This window comes from Streptomyces sp. NPDC005820, from assembly GCF_040630255.1.
Classification (GTDB): Bacteria; Actinomycetota; Actinomycetes; order Streptomycetales; family Streptomycetaceae; genus Streptomyces.
The window spans coordinates 41,658-57,969 of the sequence record NZ_JBEXXE010000049.1; the positions used below are offsets into that span (position 1 = coordinate 41,658).

A 16,312-nucleotide genomic window follows, 5' to 3' on the forward strand; every position below is an offset into this window, starting at 1 on the left:
CGGGCGGGCGGATATTGGGGGGTACGTACAAGGAGGCGGATATGGCCGCACACGTACTGCACACCCGCCGGCGGATCAGGCTCGACGACCACTTGCCCGTCGACCACCGGCTGAACCTGGTCTACCGGATCGGGGCCGGGCTGATGGGCCTGGGGCTCGTCGTCTTCGGGATCTTCGGTGTCATCGACGAGATCGGTTTCTTCGACACCGGCGGGGACGAGGTCTGGAGTCTGAACACCAACGGCGCGCTCAGCTGGCTCTCGATCGGTGTCGGGCTGCTGCTGTTCGTCGGCATGGTGATCGGCGGGAACTTCGCGTCCACGCTGAACATGACCTTCGGCGTCCTGTTCATTCTCAGCGGCTTCCTGAACATGGCGCTGCTGGAGACGGACTACAACTTCCTGGCCTTCAAGATCCAGAACTGCATGCTGAGCTTTGTGATCGGGATCCTGCTGCTGGTCTTCGGGATGTACGGCAGGGTCGGTTCCGCCCTGCCGCACGACAACCCGTACTGGCGGGCCCGCCATCCGGATCTCGTGGAACCCGGGTCCGAGCGGCGGGACCGGTCAGGGTCCGATCAGGTGCGGTAGGCGTAGTAGTACGCGTTCGGGTACGACGCGACGAGGCTGGCCACCGACCGGCGGAGCGTGTTGTTCGAGTGGTACGTCACGTACGGGATGCCGTTGGCCTTGTACGTGACGATCATGGTGTGGTCCTTGGACCCGTCCCGGTCGAAGTCCATCTGCAGGACGTCGCCGACCTCGAGCTGGTAGACGTTCGCCAGCGCGGTGGTGCGCTTGGAGTTCTGCGCGAACCACGACCACTCGTTGACGCCGACGAACGAGTCCGACTGGATGTCGGCGTTGCCGAACCACTTGGTGTAGTCGTAGACGTAGCCCGGGACGTGCTTCCAGCCGCCCGCCTTCAGCGACTGGCTGACGAAGTTGGTGCAGTCGCCGCCCGCGGTGTGGTTGTTGAAGTCCGGGTAGTCCTTGTTGTAGGTGTACACGTACTTCTCGGCGTAGGCCGCCATGGCCTTGTAGTCGTACGTGGTGCCCGTCTTCGGCACGGCGGCCGGGTTGCGGGTGATCGCCGCGCGGGCGGCGTTCGGCATGGTGTCGTCGGCCGTGGTGGCCTTGACGGACGCCACCGGCTTGGACAGCGTGTTCACGGCGAGGCCACCCTGGTCGGTGTCCGCGATGCCGGTGAGCTGCCAGTTGCCCTGCCGGTCGGCCTTGAAGGTCAGTTCGTGCCCGGCCTGGAACCCCGTGGTCTTCGGCTGGCCCTGGGCGGCGTTCGCGTAGGTCAGGGTCGTGGTCTCGGTGACCGCGGCCTTGGCCGTACGGCCCGTCACACGCGTGGCGTTCAGCGTGACGGTGGTGGCGGCCTTGCTGTACTTCTCGCCGGCCTTGGCCAGCTTGTCCTTGCGCTGCCCCAGCGAGGACAGGGTGGCGTCCTCGGTGCGGGCCGTGCCGGCGGACAGCTTGACGTCGCCGGAGAAGCCGTTGGTCAGCGGCTTCTCACGGTCGCCCTGCTTGCCGGTGACCAGGGCGTCGGTGCGGTCGGTGAAGACCGCGTCCGCCAGCCGCTGGAAGGTGGCCTTCGTCTGCGCGTCGACCGTGGGGTCGTCGACGACCGCGGCGCCCGCGGACCAGTTCGGGAGCAGCGCCGCCCCCGCCACGACCGAGGCGGCGGCCGCCCCGGCTATCGTGACGCGGCGCCTCGAACGGCTCAATTTCCTTGACTTCACTGATGTTTCCCCTCTTGCCCGGCGGAGGGATGCCGGGGAGGGCATCTTTGCATGGCGTGTGTGGGTGATGTGAAGAGGGGTACGGTTGAGGTTTGGTTACTTCACGACGGTCGACCAGTCGGCCGGCGACTGGGCCGGGTCCAGGCTGCGCAGCGCCTGCAGCGTCTCGGGCTTCTGCACGTCCATCCAGTCGGCCAACTCCTTGAAGGACACGCACTTGACTTCCTTCTTGGTGCACACGTTCTCGATGACGTGGTCGACGGCCTTCATGTAGATGCCGCCGTTCCAGTTCTCGAAGTGGTTGCCGATGAACAGCGGCGCCCGGCTGCCGTAGTACACGCGGTTGAAGCCCGACATGTAGGAGTCGATGGTCTCCTGCTGCCATTCGGCGTACTTGGCGGGGTCGCCCTCGGTCTCGCCGTTCGACTGGTTGTAGAGGAAGTTGAAGTCCATGGACAGGGCCTGGATGTCGCCGTACGGGAGCCCCTGCAGCGGGAAGTCCCACAGGCCGTCCTTCTTCGTCGGCCAGACCTGCAGACCGCCCGGGTTGGACGCGTCGTACCGCCAGCCGTAACTCTTGGCCGCCTTGAGCAGGTTGGTCTGCCCTTCCAGGCAGGGCGCCCGGCCGCCGACGACCGCCTTCTTGAAGTCGAAGGGCAGCGGGGCCATGTTCTTGTAGCCGGTGTTGGTCTTCCAGTTCTCCACGAAGTCGTAGAACTGGTCGATCTCGCTCTTCCACTGCGCGACGCTCCAGTCGCCGCCGCCCTTGGCGCCGCAGAAGTGCCCGTTGAAGTGGGTGCCTATCTCGTTGCCCTCCAGCCATGCCTTGGAGAGCTGTCCCAGCGTGGTGCGGATGTGCTCGTCGGTGGGGAAGCTGATCGCCGCGGCGCCCTTGTCGTGCATCGGCGGGGAGTACAGGTCCCTCTTGCTCTTGGGCAGCAGGTAGATGCCCGTGAGGAAGAAGGTCATGTGGGCGTTGTACTCCTTGGCCAGCTCGCGGTAGTGCTCGAAGAGCTCGTCGTCGCCGGCGAGCGCGCCGTCCCAGGAGAGGACGACGAACTGGGGCGGCTTCTCACCCGGCTTGAGCGGTTCCGCCTTCAACTGGTCCGTCTGCGGACCGGTGTACGAGGTGGAGCCGTCCCCCAGGACATGCGTCTTGCCGTCCCACTCCGGCTCCTTGCTCGCCTTCGCCGACGCCTTCTTGCTGTCCCCCGAGGACGCCGTGGGCTGGGTGTTGTCGGTGCGGTCGAGCACCAGGTAGCCGCCCATCAGCGAGGCGACGACGAGAAGCGCGGCCAGGGTGAGGAACCCTGGGTGCGCGGCGGCGGTGCGGCGCGGTTCCGCGGCCTTGCGGCGGCGGCCCGACGGTGACTTCATGTGCGGCTCATTCTCCGGGTTGGGGACGCGGGGCCCGTTCGGTGGTCAGCCGAGCGGGCTCATGGCACCTGACCAGATGCCGTACGGGACGCTGTCGTCGGTGGTTCCGGCGACGCCCTCCAGAGGCAGTGGTTCAAGGCTCTTGGTGAGGTCGATGCGGTACACCACGACCGCCGTGGACACCTTCTCGGCGGTGCCGACGTACCAGGAGGCGGTGTCCTTGTCGGTGGTGCCGGCCTTGCCGGCCGGGGCGGAGCCGGACTGCGAGGCGGGCACGTCGGACGGGTGCGCGGTGCGGAACGAGTCGGTGAGCGCGGAGGTGACCTCCTCGGCCACCTCGGTGCGCATCGCCCGCGCGGGCTTGGGGGTGGCCAGGACGACCTTGGAGCCGTTCTTGGTGACCTTCCGCACCGAGTACGGCTCGGTGTGCTTTCCGTCCGCGGCGAAGGTGGAGTAGCCGCTCGCCATCCGGATCGCGCTGGGCGTGGAGCTGCCCAGGGACAGCGCGGGCACCTGGGCGCCGATGCTGGACGACAGGAAGCCGGAGGCCTCCGCGGTCTCGCGCACCTTGTCCAGGCCGGTGTCCATGCCGAGTTGCATGAACGGGGTGTTCACCGACAGCTCCAGCGCGCGGTGCAGGGAGATCTGCCCGTAGGACCTGCCGCCGTCGTTCTCGGCGGCGACCCGTTTGCCGCTGCGGTCCCAGTAGTAGCCCTCGGGGGTGGTCAGCAGGACCTTGTCGTTGCCGTTGTAGAGCGACTCGCCGGTGACTTCGGCGGCGTCCCCGTCCTCGCGGGTCTTGTGGATGCCGTTCTCCAGCCCCGCGGCGTAGACGAAGGGCAGGAAGGCGGAGCCGGCCGGGACGGTGGTGGCGTTGGACTCGTTGTAGCCCTGCGTACGGTGGTCGGGGCCGCCGTAGACGGCGAGGATCCGTCCGTCGGAGGCGACCGAGGCGGCGCCGTAGTGGGCGGTCTTCGCCTTCTTCGGCTCGTCCTTCTGGGCCTTCTTGCGGGCGTCGGTGACGGCCTGGGTGAGCTCGTCCTCGCGCTTCTTGTCGAAGGTCGTGTAGATCTGGTAGCCGCCCAGGTCGAAGTCCTTGTCGGAGATGCCGCCGGCCTTCTTGGCGTACTGGGAGGCGAGCTCCACCAGGTAGTCGCTCTGCTCACCGGTGTCGTACAGGGGGTTGCTCTTCAGCGGCTCGGGGAACTTCGTGTACTTGGCCCGCTCGGCCTTCGACAGCTTGCCGATCTCGACCATCCGGTCCAGGGTCCACTGCCAGCGTTCGACGGCGCGGGCGCGGTTGGCGCTGGAGAGGGTGGGGTCGTACAGGCCGGCGCCCTTGAGCAGGGAGGCGAGGAACGCGGCCTCGCTGGCGTTGAGCTCGCCGACGTCCTTGCCGTAGTAGGCCTGGGCGGCGCGCTGGATGCCGTAGGTGCCGCGGCCGAACCAGCTGGTGTTGAGGTAGCCCTCGAGGATGTCGTCCTTGCTCATCTGGTTGTCCAGCTTGAGGGAGATCATCGCCTCGGTGAACTTGCGGCCGAGGGTCTGTTCCTGGTTCAGGTAGACGTTCTTGACGTACTGCTGGGTGATCGTCGAGCCGCCCTGGGTGTCGCCCTGGCCGATGGTGCGGAACAGGGCGCGGCTGATGCCCTTCACGGAGATGCCGGGGTCGCTGTAGAAGCTCGCGTTCTCGGCGGCGAGGACCGCCCAGCGGACGTCCTCGGGGATGTCCTTCAGCGGCATCGCCTGGCGCTGCACCCAGCCGGTGCGGGCCATGGGCGTGCCGTCGGACCAGAAGAACACGTTGTCCTGCTGGGTCGCGTACGAGTTGAGGTTCTGCGGGACGTCGGTGGCCGCGTAGGCGACGACGAGGAGGAAGGTGCTCAGGCCCAGGGACGCGAAGAAGCCCCCCAGGCACTGCCGCCAGGAGGGTACCCAGCGCCGCCAGTCGCTGCGGCCGGGTCGCGGGTACTGCGGGCGGAGCTTGCGGACGTAGGGAGTGACACGAGTCACATAGGGACCCAGGACCACGAGAAGGGGGGCCAGACGGGCGCTCAAAACCCCGGATATCCGGGCAAAGGCGGAGGGGCGGGGGGCCTTGCGGCTTTTCCTCGGAGTACGCGCTTTCTCCGAACCCCCGGATGTGTCGGGTACCTTCGGTATGTCCGACATTCGCAGTTGCATGGTCTCGTCCGCCCGGAATGCGGCGGGGACCTTCAACTGCATGGTTTCGTCCGGCCTTTGGGGCTCCTCCCCCTGCCCCACCTGGTCCACTACGTGTCTCCCTCCGCACCTTCGTGTTGCTCGCACAGGCAGACGTACAGACGTACGAGGGTCTGACATGGTTGCCGTGGACTCGGCTGCAAACCCTGAATCCCCCCGACCTCGCGGTTCATCGCGGCACCCTCAAATTACCAGCGCTCTTCGCAAAGTCTCCACATAAGAAAACGACAGAAGCGAACACTGGCAAAACTCTGGCCCGCCCTTCCGGGCATATGGGGATTAGCCTGTCGGCATGCCTCGCTACGAGTATCGCTGCCGGACCTGCGGCAACACGTTCGAACTGAGCCGCCCGATGGCGGAGTCCTCCGCTCCGGCGGCCTGTCCGGCCGGACATGAGAACTCCGTGAAGCTTCTGTCCACGGTGTCCGTCGGCGGCACGGCGAACGCCCCCGCGCCCAGGGCGGGCGGCGGGGGCGGCTGCTGCGGCGGAGGCTGCTGCTCCTGACCGCAGCCCGGCTTCTGACCCCTGGCGGGGTTCTCCGACCGCTACCGGGGTCCTCTGACCGCCTTCAGGAACTCCCGCAGGATGCGCTCCCCGGCGAGGACGCCCCGCTCCGGCAGGGCGGTGATGCCGGGGGCCGTCCACTCGGTGTCGGCCAGCTCGCCGTGGCCGGGCCGCCAGCCCTGGTCCACGGCCAGCAGCAGGTCGGCGTCGAGCAGGGAGTCCCCGGCGCCCAGGGTCAGCTCGGCGCCGGTGCGCCGGGCCACCTCGCGCACGGCCGCGCTCTTGGTCAGCGGCTTCGGCACGGCGTAGATCTTGCGGCCCTGCAGCGACACCGTCCAGCCCCGGTTCTCCGCCCAGGCCGCCAGCTCCTTCACCCACTCCTCGGGCAGCAGCTCGCGCTCCACGACGAGATAGGCGAACAGGTCCTCGGCGACCCGGTGCTTGCGCACCCACAGCGGGTCGGCGGTGGCCTCCAGATGCGCCCGGACCTCGTCCAGGGGCGCGCACTGCTCCGCCAGCCGCGCGAGGACACCCGTGTGCCAGTCCTGGTCGCTGACCCCGTCGACCAGGATGTGCCCGCCGTTGGCGCAGATCGCGTACTTCGGGGCCGGCCCCGGGAGATTGATCCGCAGGTACTGCTTGCGCGTCCGGGTGGTCGTCGGCGCGAACACCGCCGCGTCCCCGAGGTCGGTGAGCAGCCCGGCCGCCGTCTCCGTCATGAAGGACAGCGGCCTGGCCTCGTGCACCTCCACGCACAGCAGCCGGGGCGCCCGCGCGTCCGGCATGGTCAGCGCCAGCGCCGACGGGGAGTAGATCAGCGTACGGTCGAGGTCGCTCGCCACCAGCACGGCCATCAGAGGGCCACCGCCTTGCCGTCGGCGCCGGTCGCCCCGCGCGTGTACTTCGGATGGATCAGCCCCACACAGGTGTACGGCAGCTCGCCGACCTCCTCCACGGGCACCCCTCTCTGCTCCGCCAGGAGCCGTACGTGGTCCAGATCGGCGCCCGCCCCGGCCCGCGCCAGGATCTTCCAGGGCACCCGGCGCAGCAGCACCCGGGTGGTCTCGCCGACGCCCGGCTTGACCAGGTTCACATCGTGGATGCCGTACTCCTCGCTGATCCGCTCGACGGCCGCCCAGCCCTCCCAGGTGGGCGTACGGTCGCTGGCGAGGAGTTCCTTCACCGCGGCGGCCACCGCCTCCGCGACCTCGCCGAAGCGGGCGGCGACGGCGTCCAGGAAGGCCACGGACACGTCCGCGCCGGCCAGCTCCCGGTAGAACTTCGCCCCGTGGAAGTCGTCCGGACCGACCAGGTCGGCCCGCAGGACCGTCCGCGAGATCAGCCCCGAGACGGTCGAGTTCAGGCACGCGGAGGGGATCAGGAAGTCCTCCCGGGTGCCGTACGTCCGCACGCACGAGCCCGGGTCCGCCAGCACCGCTATCTCCGCGTCGAACCCGGCCGCGCCGCCCGCCGCCTCGAACTCCTCGATCGCCGCGGCCAGTTCCCGGGTGATGGCGCCCTTGCCGGTCCAGCCGTCCACGAACACCACGTCCCGCGGGTCGTGGTGGGCGGCCAGCCAGCGCAGCGCGTTGGCGTCGATGCCCCGGCCGCGCACGATCGACACGGCGTAGTGCGGCAGGTCGAGGCCGTGCCGGTACTGGGCCCAGCGGCGCATCAGGACGCCCACGGGGGTGCCGGCGCGGGCGAGGGAGACGAGGACCGGCCGGGGGGAACGCTCGGCGATCACCGTCTCCGTGACGACGCCGACGGCCTGCGCGATGCGTGCGGCGGACGTCTCCAGCGCCGCCTGGAACAGCTCCTGGTACTGCGCGCTCGGCTGGTACTCGACCGGCAACGACTCCGCGTAGTGCGCGCCGCCGCTCTGGATGGCCTCCTCCCGCTCCTCGGTCGGCGCCTCCAGCGTCACGTCCGAGAGGTCCTGGAGCAGCCAGCCGACCTCCTCGGGCGCGTACGAGGAGAAGGCGGGGCCGCGGAGGGGCTCGGGCAGCATGGAGGGTCTCTTTTCGGGCAGTGCGGCTGCGTACAGCGGCTCGGGGACGTACGACGGTACGACCGCGAGGACCACGTGCGGGGTGTGCGCGGCGAGCCGGGCGAGGAGGCCGTCGGGGGCGTGCAGGGCGGGGGTGTCCGCCACGGAGTCGACGACCGCGATCACGGCGTCGAAGCCGGCACCGGCGACGTTATAGGCATAACGGTCGCCGGGGCCGTCGGCGGGGTCGTCATGGGCCGGGAAAACGATTCGGCTGCGGATCGCGTAGCTGGGGTCGTCGACCGCGAGGACCGGGGAGCGGGTGGTGGTGGAGTAGCTCACCTCCGCGTCGAGCGTCCGCTCCAGCTCTACGGCCAGGCGGAGGGGGGCGTACATCAGCTCTTCGAAGCCGAGGATGTGAATGCGGCGGGCGTCCTTCGGCAGTGCGTCTGCCAGGCCGGCAGCCAGGGCGGGGAGGGCGGCGTCCAGCCGTATTCGGTGCTCCGGGGTGAAGCCGTGGCGGCCGCCGTCGGGGAGACCGTGGGGCCAGTCGAGGTCCACTCGGTTGTGCGCCGGGTGCGGGTGCGTGGGGGTTGCTCGCGCCCACGCGGCGGAGCCGCATATGTCACCGCCCCGCGCCCCTGGGGGGTTGCTGTCGAACCTCGTTACAAGGTCCTGGCCCTTTTCCAGGACGCCCTCCGGAAGGCGTACGGTGCCCGTCGCCGCCGCCACCAGGTCCACTCTCGCGCCTATCTCGCGGGCGAAGGCGTCCAGGCGGGCCGCGTCCGTCGGGGAGCGCATGTCCACCAGGGCCACGACCACGTACCGGCGGCGGGGGTAGCGCTCGTGGAGGTCGCGGATCGTGTTGAGGACCGTGTTGCCGGTGGAGAACTCGTCGTCGACCAGGACCAGCGGGCCGTCGCCGACCAGGAGGGACGGGTCCTCAGGGAGCAGGAGGTGGGAGGTGGCGTGGGAGTGGGACTCCTCGAAGCCGCCCGCCGCCGCGACGCCCGGCACCGGACGGCGGGTGGAGTGCAGGTAGGGGGCCGTGCCGAGGCCGTCGGCGACGGAGTGGCCGAGGCCGGTGGCGGTCTCCGCGTAGCCCAGGACGACCGCGTCCGCCGCCTCGGCGCCGAGCAGCTCGCGCACCCGGCGGCCGAGGGCGACGCCATGGCCGTACACCACGGCCGGGGACTGCGGGACGTGCTTGCCCAGCACGTGGGAGACCAGCAGATGCGCCCGCTTGGGGTTGCGGCGCAGGGCCAGCCCCAGCAGGTCCCTCAGCGTGGCGTCGCCCACGAGTTCGACACCGAGCCGCTCGGCGACCCAGGTCCCGGACCAGACCCCGTTGTTCACTGCGTTGTTCATGCGTCCCTAGAGAGTGAGGTGGTTTTCAGCCGGGGATGCCGGCGGCGAGCAGGTCGACGAAGCTGACGTCCTCGTTGGCCACACCGAAGACCTCGGCCCGGAGCATGGTGCGCTCGGCCCAGGCGCGGTGCGGCTTCACCTCGTTCATCTTGTTCGTGTACTGGGACCTGAGCACACCCCCACCGCCGCGTTCCGGCCGCAGGATGTCCGCCGCGTCGCTGTACTCCTCGTGACTGACGACGGACAGCGCGTGCACGGCCGGCACATGGGAGGGGTGGATGCAGGTCTTGCCGAGCAGGCCGTTGGCCTGGTCGAGGGAGATCTCGCGCAGCAGCCCGTCCATGGCGTGCTCGATCAGTCTCTCGCGCAGCTCCACGGCCTGCCCCTCCAGGAAGGGGCTGTGCCGCAGCATCGGCTTGAACATGCGCTCCGGGACCCGGAAGTACTCCCACACCGGCCCGGTCACCGTGAACCCGGTGCCGTCGGCGCGGCCCAGCATGTTCACCACGTCGGCGATCACGGAGGCGACGATCTGGACGTCGTAGGCGGTCATGTCGGGCGCCCGGCGCAGGCCGTACGCGGAGCAGAAGTCGGTCACCCCGAGGCGGAGCGCCAGCACCCGGCCCCGGTACTTGTCGACCGCGCGGGCGATGCCCTCGAGGGCGTCCACCCGGGACTCCCGGTACATCAGCTCGGGGGTCTCCAGGACGGGCATGCCGAACAGCCGGCGGCCGCTCGCGTGCTCGGCGGCGGCGAGGGCCTCCAGGAAGGGGATGCCGCGCTCCTCGGTGAACTTCGGGAACACGAACCCGCTCAGCAGGCTCGTGTGCGGGCCGAGGCGGCGGACCAGGTCGGGGATCTGCTCGGGCGTGCGCACCCGGATGAACAGCAGCGGCCGGTCCAGGTCGGCGCGGCCCGCGAGGTCGGCGAACTGGCGGACGAGGTTCTCCTCGCCCGCCGGGACGTCCTCGTCGCCGATGGAGTCCTCCAGGCACAGCACCATCGAGACCACGCCGCGCCCGGTCTGCTTGACGATGTCGTCGGCGAGCCGGGGCCGGGTGGCCGGGCTGTAGAGCGTGGCGCCCAGGGCCGCGGAGAGCAGCCTGGCCGGGGAGTCGGCGTCGAAGACGCAGGGCTCCCGGTGGAAGAGGCGCTGCCGCGCCTCGGGGGCGAGGTGCCCGAAATGACGCATAAAACTCCCCCGTGTTACAAGGTCAGGCTGTGGATTCCACCTGAGGTGGCCGGTAATAGTACGTAGAAGTCCATGTCAGGGGTTCCCTGCGGGCATGAATTTCAGGTAACTCGCCCGTGTGGGTTCCCCTGTGTGTCCGTGTACCCCACGTTGTCGTGATCAGGACCGAGAGGGCAGGATGACCGCATGACGCACGCGATGCTGAAGGGGTCCAACGTCCCGCTCAAGGCAACCACGGTACGCGCTGTACTGCGCTGGACGCCCGGGCAAGGGGTCCCGGACGTCGATGCCTCCGCGCTGCTCCTCGGCCCCGACGGCCGCGTGCGCTCCGACGAGGACTTCGTCTTCTACAACCAGCCCCGGCACCCTTCCGGGAAGGTCTGGCGGCTCGGCAAGAAGCGGGGCGCCGAGGGCCTCACCGACACCATCCAGACAGATCTGGCCGGTGTCGAGCCCGGTGTCAGTCAGATTCTCCTGGTCGCCTCGGCGGACGGCGTCGCCTTCGACACCGTACGCTCGCTCAGCATCCTGCTGTACGACGCGACGACCGACGGTGACCCGATCGCCACGTTCGACATCCGCCCGGAGACGGGCGAGGAGACCGCGCTGATCTGCGGCGAGCTGTACCGCCGCGGCGAGGGCTGGAAGTTCCGCGCCCTGGGCGAGGGCTATTCCAACGGCCTCAAGGGCCTGGCGACGGACTTCGGCATCTCGGTGGACGAGGCGGAGGAGGCGGCCGCCGGCACCGCGGACCCGGCCCCGCTCCCGCCCACCCCGAGCCTCTCCCAGCCCCTCCCGCCGGAGCAGCCCACGTCCCAGGTCCCGCACCAGCCGGCGTACGGCTACCCGAACAACCTCCCGACCCACGGCTACGCCTACCCGGACGGCTCCTTCCAGCTGCCACCGCAAGGGCCACAGTTCATCGGCCGGTGACTGGAGAAACCCAGGGGCGCGGGGAACTGCGCGACCAGCCACAACGGCGCCGCACCCGCCCGCGCACGTGACCCGGCACTCAGAGTGGGGCTACTTCTCCACCTTGGTCTTGTAACCCCGCCCCCACTGCAACCCCCACCCGTACAACCGGTCAAGCTCCGCCTGGAACCCGTACACGAACCGCACCTCCCGCCGCACCACCAACTCCCCCTTCACGTTCTCGATCATCACCACCGCACACGACCGGGCCTGCGGATGCCGCTCGTCGAGACCTATCTCGATGCGCGGCCCGTTGCTGGGATACAACGTCACCATCGCGTGCGTCCGGTCGAACGCCGGCGTCTGGTCGTAGATGTACACGAACACCAGCAGCCGCTTGATGTCGTCGCGGTGGTCGAGGTTGACGTACATCGTCTCCCCCGACGCCGACCCGAACCGGTCGTCCCCGCTGAGCTTCACGTACGGCGGCGCGTTGACGTCCCCCAGCAGCCCGCCCAGCGGCTGTACGACCCCTTTCGTGCCGTCGGCCAGCTCGTACAGGCAGCCCAGGTCGAGGTCGACGTTGACCATGCTCTGGCTGTGCCCGATGACCTCCGGCGGTTTGAGCGCCTTGAAGGGGTGCCGCAGCAGACTCTCCCGCTGGGGCCCGCCGATGTCCGAGGTCCGCATCCGCCAGGTCAGGTTGACCCGCAGGTTCCCCGTGGCCGCGCCCTGTTTGGTCAGGGAGACATAGTGATGCCGTTTGGTCAGTTCGATCGCGTTGGTCGCCGCGCTGCCCGAGTCGAACTCGGCCGTACGGCTGCCCAGAAGCCCGTCGAAGATGCCCATTCCCGCCCCCACGTTTCTCGACGACGTGTCTCGCACGACATACCGGCGGGGCGGCCGTGGAGGACAGCGTCCTCACCGACCGCCCCGCAAAGAGCGTTCCTCGGCGCAACCCGGTTCACACGGCCGGGCCCCGCCTCAGGTGTCCACGGAGTGTCTACACCCCGGACGAGACCTCGGTCTTCTCGTCCGAGCCCTCATCTTTTCCCTCGGCGACCGCCAGCGCACGGTTGCGGCGGACGGAGGACCAGAACGACCAGGCGATCAGGACGACGCCGACGAGACCGGTGATGACCTCGTTGATCTCGTACTGGATGGTGACCATCAGGATCACGGCGAGGGCGCCGATCGCGTAGTGGGCGCCGTGCTCCAGGTAGACGTAGTCGTCCAGGGTGCCCTGGCGCACCAGGTAGACCGTGAGCGAACGGACGTACATCGCGCCGATGCCGAGGCCCAGGGCCATGAGGACGATGTCGTTGGTGATGGCGAACGCGCCGATCACGCCGTCGAAGGAGAAGGAGGCGTCCAGCACTTCCAGGTACAGGAACATGAAGAACGCGGCCTGGCCGGCCAGCAGCACGGCGGATTTCGGCTTCCCGGTCCGCGCGGCCTCCTCCTCCGCCTCGTGCTCGCGTTCCTCCTCTTCCTCGAGTTTGTCCTCGAAGTAGCCGGAGAGGCCGCCGACGACCATGTAGGTGATCAGACCGGCGATGCCGGAGATCAGGACGGTCTGGGCCTTGTCGACATGTCCGCCGCCGTGCTGGTGGGCGTGGGTGGCGAAGGTGAAGGAGGTGATCAGCAGGACGATCAGGGCGATGCAGACCGACAGCATGTCGACCTTGCCGAGCTTGGCGAGCGGGCGCTCGATCCAGCGCAGCCACTGGATGTCCCGGTCCTCGAAGATGAAGTCGAGGAAGATCATCAGCAGGAACATGCCACCGAAGGCGGCGATCGACGGGTGCGCGTCGGTGACGAGCTCCTGGTAGCGGTCCTTGTTGTTGAGCGCGAGGTCGACGGCCTCTATGGGGCCCATCTTGGCGCTGATCGCGACGATCACGACGGGGAAGACCAGTCGCATGCCGAAGACCGCGATGAGGACGCCGACGGTGAGGAAGATCTTCTGCCAGAAGGCGTTCATCTTCTTCAGGATTCCGGCGTTGACCACCGCGTTGTCGAACGACAACGAGATCTCGAGGACGGAGAGGATCGCCACGATGCCGAAGGCCTCCCACCCCCCGTAGAAGACCGCAGCGGCCAGGCCGAGCGCGGTGACCGCGAACGACCAGCCGAAGGTTTTCAGAAGCACTGGCTACCCAATCCCTGTGTGTACGGGTCTCCCCCGCGCCGTACTCGGCTTTACGAAACTTTGAAGCCGAAGTCTAGTCCCGCCCCCTTCGCAGGCCACGGGGGACCGGCTTTTGCTCATAAAGCGCTAGGAGACGTTCACCCCGAAGTCCAGGGCGATGCCCCGAAGCCCTGACGCGTACCCCTGACCGACCGCCCGGAACTTCCACTCGCCCCCGTACCGGTAGAGCTCGCCGAAGATCATCGCGGTCTCGGTGGACGCGTCCTCGCTCAGGTCGTAGCGCGCGAGCTCCTGGCCGTCGGCCTGGTTGACGACGCGGATGAACGCGTTGGACACCTGGCCGAAGGTCTGGCCGCGCTCGTCGGCCATGTGGATGGAGACCGGGAAGACGATCTTGTCGCAGTGGGCGGGCACCTTCGGGAGGTCCACCAGGATCGACTCGTCGTCGCCCTCGCCCTCACCGGTGAGGTTGTCGCCGGTGTGCTCGACCGAGCCGTCGGGGCTCTTGAGCTGGTTGTAGAAGACGAACCACTCGTCCCCGAGCACCCGGCCGCCGGCGCACAGCAGCGCGCTGGCGTCGAGGTCGAAGGCGGCTCCGGTGGTGGAGCGCGCGTCCCAGCCGAGCCCGACCATCACCTGTGTGAGGTTCGGCGCGACCTTGGACAGGGAGACGTTGCCCCCTTTGGCGAGCGTGACGCCCATATTGCTGGTCCTCCCCTGGTGCTGCCACGTGGAGCTTCTTCGGTTGTCCTGCGCGTCCGGCGCCGCCCCTAAACGGTGCGGCGCCGGATGGGGGTCCCCCCGCTCGAGCGAAGCCGAGAGTGGGGGAGGGTGAATCCTTCGCGCCCTACGACTCAGACGTTGACGCCGAAGTCCTGGGCGATGCCGCGCAGGCCGGAGGCGTAGCCCTGGCCGATGGCCCGGAACTTCCACTCCGCGCCATGGCGGTACAGCTCGCCGAAGACCATGGCGGTCTCCGTCGAGGCGTCCTCGCTCAGGTCGTAGCGGGCGATCTCGGCGCCGCCGGCCTGGTTCACCACGCGGATGAACGCGTTGCGCACCTGGCCGAAGGACTGCTGGCGGTTCTCGGCGTCGTAGATCGACACCGGGAAGACGATCTTCTCGACGTCGGCCGGGACCGTCGCCAGGTTGACCTTGATCGCCTCGTCGTCGCCCTCGCCCTCACCGGTGGTGTTGTCACCGGTGTGCTCGACGGAGCCGTCGGGGCTCTTGAGGTTGTTGAAGAACACGAAGTTGGCGTCGCTGCCGACCTTGCCTGCGTTGTTCAGCAGCAGCGCGCTCGCGTCCAGGTCGAAGTCGGTGCCGGTCGTGGTGCGGACGTCCCACCCCAGACCGACGATGACCGCGGTCAGGCCAGGGGCCTCCTTGGTCAGCGATACGTTGCCGCCCTTGCTGAGGCTGACTCCCACGAGTCCTCCATTGGTGTCCAGGGGCGGGGTGCCCCGTCGTGCGTGGATAACGGATCTATCGGATCAACGAGTCGATCCTAGTGACGGGTTCCCGACCCACGCAGGCGCTGGAGCCGATGAATCACAGGTGTCGGCGACGGCGGGGGCCGTAGGGGCTCAGAGCGTGTCGAGCGCCTTGACGTACTCACCGAGGTCACGGGCGTCCGGCAGCGCGTTGACGACGGTCCAGCGGACCACGCCCTCCTTGTCGATGACGAAGGTGCCGCGCACCGCGCAGCCCTTGTCCTCGGCGAAGACGCCGTAGGCGCGGGAGACCTCGCCGTGCGGCCAGAAGTCGCTGAGCAGCGGGTACTCCAGGCCCTCCTGCTCGGCGAAGACGCGCAGGGTGTGGATGGAGTCGTTGGAGACGGCGAGCACCTGCGTGTCGCGGTCGGCGAACTTCGGCAGGTTGTCGCGCACCTCGCACAGCTCGCCGGTGCACACGCCGGTGAAGGCGAACGGGTAGAAGAGCAGGACGACGTTCTTCTCTCCGCGGAAGTCGGAGAGCTTCACGGTGGCGCCGTGGTTGTCCTTGAGCTCGAAGTCGGGGGCCTTGTCGCCGACCTGGATCGCCATCGCGTGGATGTCCCTTCGGGTGGGGCTGTCTGGGTGGGAACACCCTACGCAGCCGCCGCCCGAAGCCGACGGACGGGCCGAGCACGACGACTCGACCCGTCCGGGGACGGTCTACTTCTTGGACTTCGCGGCCTTGGGCGTCACCAGCCGGCTGCCGCTCCAGTCCTTGCCCACGCTGACGCTCTTGGAGGCGGACAGGCCCGCCGTCGTCGCGGCTTCCGAGATGTCGCTCGGCTCCACATAGCCGTCACGGCCGGTCTTCGGCGTGAGGAGGAGGATCGAGCCGCCTTCTTCGATGTACGTGGTGGCGTCCACCAGCGCATCGGTCAGGTCGCCGTCCTCGTCGCGGAACCACAGCACCACGGCGTCGGCCACGTCGTCGTAGTCCTCATCCATCAGCTCGCTGCCGATGGTTTCTTCGATGGACTCGCGGAGCTCCTGGTCGACGTCGTCGTCGTAGCCGATCTCCTGGACCACCTGCTCGGGCTGGAAACCCAGCCTGACGGCAGGGCTAGTCCGCTCCTCCGCGTGGTCCGCGGTCGCGCTCACGGGTTGCCTCCTGATCATGTCTTGGGAATAACTCAGCCCCGCGCGTGCGCGAAGCTTGGCCGTAGTCCACACGGACGGGGCGGATCGCGCAAGTACCCGGCGGTTCAGACCGCCGAAACGGTGACGATCCTGGCCGTGTCGACGCAACTCCAGGCACAAGATCGGGACGGATGGTGACGTACACCACACCTATCTGCCCCGTTTGCGTATTTGAGAACCATCCAAGAATACGAGACTCGAACAGACACC

The 16,312-nt window shown here is 68.6% G+C and carries 15 protein-coding genes; 3 read left to right on the forward strand and 12 right to left on the reverse strand.

All coding sequences use genetic code 11. The features are described from left to right. Positions 1-41 precede the first annotated feature (41 nt). Positions 42-590 (forward strand): DUF4383 domain-containing protein, encoded by a 549-nt coding sequence (locus ABZ464_RS41980; protein WP_359287175.1) that lies wholly within the window; start codon positions 42-44, stop codon positions 588-590. Here the strand turns inward: ABZ464_RS41980 and ABZ464_RS41985 are convergent. From ABZ464_RS41985 to ABZ464_RS41995, 3 genes are all read right to left on the reverse strand, one after another. Continuing rightward, positions 578-1,750, reverse strand: a complete 1,173-nt coding sequence (locus ABZ464_RS41985) for an amidase domain-containing protein (RefSeq protein ID WP_359287176.1) — start codon at positions 1,748-1,750, stop codon at positions 578-580. The two genes, ABZ464_RS41980 and ABZ464_RS41985, sit on opposite strands and share 13 nt — an antisense overlap. A gap of 96 nt (positions 1,751-1,846) precedes the next feature. Then, positions 1,847-3,127, reverse strand: a complete 1,281-nt coding sequence (locus ABZ464_RS41990; protein ID WP_359287177.1) for a hypothetical protein — start codon at positions 3,125-3,127, stop codon at positions 1,847-1,849. Between the two features lie 45 nt (positions 3,128-3,172). Further along, on the reverse strand, positions 3,173-5,353 hold the full coding sequence (locus ABZ464_RS41995; protein WP_359287178.1) for a transglycosylase domain-containing protein: 2,181 nt from the start codon (positions 5,351-5,353) through the stop codon (positions 3,173-3,175). A gap of 289 nt (positions 5,354-5,642) precedes the next feature. On the opposite strand from ABZ464_RS41995, the gene ABZ464_RS42000 reads away from it, so the two are divergent. Beyond that, positions 5,643-5,855 (forward strand): zinc ribbon domain-containing protein, encoded by a 213-nt coding sequence (locus ABZ464_RS42000; RefSeq protein WP_359287179.1) that lies wholly within the window; start codon positions 5,643-5,645, stop codon positions 5,853-5,855. A gap of 41 nt (positions 5,856-5,896) precedes the next feature. Here ABZ464_RS42000 and ABZ464_RS42005 read toward each other — a convergent pair whose 3' ends face one another. From ABZ464_RS42005 to ABZ464_RS42015, 3 genes are read right to left on the reverse strand one after another with little or no spacing between them, the layout of a single operon-like run. Then, positions 5,897-6,709 (reverse strand): HAD family hydrolase, encoded by an 813-nt coding sequence (locus tag ABZ464_RS42005; RefSeq protein WP_359287180.1) that lies wholly within the window; start codon positions 6,707-6,709, stop codon positions 5,897-5,899. Continuing rightward, positions 6,709-9,213 (reverse strand): phosphoribosyltransferase, encoded by a 2,505-nt coding sequence (locus tag ABZ464_RS42010; protein WP_359287181.1) that lies wholly within the window; start codon positions 9,211-9,213, stop codon positions 6,709-6,711. Before ABZ464_RS42010 ends, ABZ464_RS42005 begins: the two co-directional genes overlap by 1 nt. Positions 9,214-9,238: 25 nt before the next feature. Then, positions 9,239-10,405 carry an HpcH/HpaI aldolase/citrate lyase family protein gene (locus tag ABZ464_RS42015; RefSeq protein ID WP_359287182.1) on the reverse strand — a complete coding sequence of 389 codons (1,167 nt, stop codon included), beginning with the start codon at positions 10,403-10,405 and terminating at the stop codon, positions 9,239-9,241. A 186-nt stretch (positions 10,406-10,591) separates the two neighbouring features. On the opposite strand from ABZ464_RS42015, the gene ABZ464_RS42020 reads away from it, so the two are divergent. Continuing rightward, complete coding sequence (locus ABZ464_RS42020; RefSeq protein WP_359287183.1) at positions 10,592-11,338, forward strand: TerD family protein; 747 nt, start codon at positions 10,592-10,594, stop codon at positions 11,336-11,338. Between the two features lie 90 nt (positions 11,339-11,428). Here ABZ464_RS42020 and ABZ464_RS42025 read toward each other — a convergent pair whose 3' ends face one another. From ABZ464_RS42025 to ABZ464_RS42050, 6 genes are all read right to left on the reverse strand, one after another. Further along, positions 11,429-12,166 (reverse strand): Tellurium resistance, encoded by a 738-nt coding sequence (locus ABZ464_RS42025; protein WP_359287184.1) that lies wholly within the window; start codon positions 12,164-12,166, stop codon positions 11,429-11,431. 154 nt (positions 12,167-12,320) lie between these two features. Beyond that, positions 12,321-13,469: a DUF475 domain-containing protein gene (locus tag ABZ464_RS42030; RefSeq protein ID WP_359287185.1), complete on the reverse strand. Its 1,149-nt coding sequence runs from the start codon at positions 13,467-13,469 to the stop codon at positions 12,321-12,323. Between the two features lie 126 nt (positions 13,470-13,595). Beyond that, positions 13,596-14,171: a TerD family protein gene (locus ABZ464_RS42035; RefSeq protein ID WP_359287186.1), complete on the reverse strand. Its 576-nt coding sequence runs from the start codon at positions 14,169-14,171 to the stop codon at positions 13,596-13,598. A 152-nt stretch (positions 14,172-14,323) separates the two neighbouring features. Further along, the gene (locus ABZ464_RS42040) at positions 14,324-14,899 is read right to left on the reverse strand and encodes a calcium homeostasis/redox stress adaptation protein (RefSeq protein WP_055632983.1); all 576 of its coding nucleotides are present in this window, start codon (positions 14,897-14,899) and stop codon (positions 14,324-14,326) included. Between the two features lie 156 nt (positions 14,900-15,055). Further along, the gene (locus tag ABZ464_RS42045; protein WP_359287187.1) at positions 15,056-15,514 is read right to left on the reverse strand and encodes a peroxiredoxin; all 459 of its coding nucleotides are present in this window, start codon (positions 15,512-15,514) and stop codon (positions 15,056-15,058) included. Positions 15,515-15,625: 111 nt separating this feature from the next. Further along, a complete protein-coding gene (locus ABZ464_RS42050; protein WP_055632985.1) occupies positions 15,626-16,063 on the reverse strand; it encodes a DUF3052 domain-containing protein in 438 nt (145 codons plus the stop codon). Between the last annotated feature and the right edge of the window lie 249 nt (positions 16,064-16,312).

Excerpts from the sequence above, each read along its gene's own strand:
- ABZ464_RS42045 (WP_359287187.1), bottom strand. The coding sequence starts at position 15,514 with ATGGCGATCCAGGTCGGCGACAAGGCCCCCGACTTCGAGCTCAAGGAC.
- ABZ464_RS42005 (WP_359287180.1), bottom strand. The coding sequence starts at position 6,709 with ATGGCCGTGCTGGTGGCGAGCGACCTCGACCGTACGCTGATCTACTCC.
- ABZ464_RS42025 (WP_359287184.1), bottom strand. The coding sequence starts at position 12,166 with ATGGGCATCTTCGACGGGCTTCTGGGCAGCCGTACGGCCGAGTTCGAC.
- ABZ464_RS42000 (WP_359287179.1), top strand. The coding sequence starts at position 5,643 with ATGCCTCGCTACGAGTATCGCTGCCGGACCTGCGGCAACACGTTCGAA.
- ABZ464_RS41990 (WP_359287177.1), bottom strand. The coding sequence starts at position 3,127 with ATGAAGTCACCGTCGGGCCGCCGCCGCAAGGCCGCGGAACCGCGCCGC.
- ABZ464_RS42020 (WP_359287183.1), top strand. The coding sequence starts at position 10,592 with ATGACGCACGCGATGCTGAAGGGGTCCAACGTCCCGCTCAAGGCAACC.
- ABZ464_RS42015 (WP_359287182.1), bottom strand. The coding sequence starts at position 10,405 with ATGCGTCATTTCGGGCACCTCGCCCCCGAGGCGCGGCAGCGCCTCTTC.
- ABZ464_RS42010 (WP_359287181.1), bottom strand. The coding sequence starts at position 9,213 with ATGAACAACGCAGTGAACAACGGGGTCTGGTCCGGGACCTGGGTCGCC.
- ABZ464_RS41995 (WP_359287178.1), bottom strand. The coding sequence starts at position 5,353 with ATGCAGTTGAAGGTCCCCGCCGCATTCCGGGCGGACGAGACCATGCAA.
- ABZ464_RS41980 (WP_359287175.1), top strand. The coding sequence starts at position 42 with ATGGCCGCACACGTACTGCACACCCGCCGGCGGATCAGGCTCGACGAC.
- ABZ464_RS42035 (WP_359287186.1), bottom strand. The coding sequence starts at position 14,171 with ATGGGCGTCACGCTCGCCAAAGGGGGCAACGTCTCCCTGTCCAAGGTC.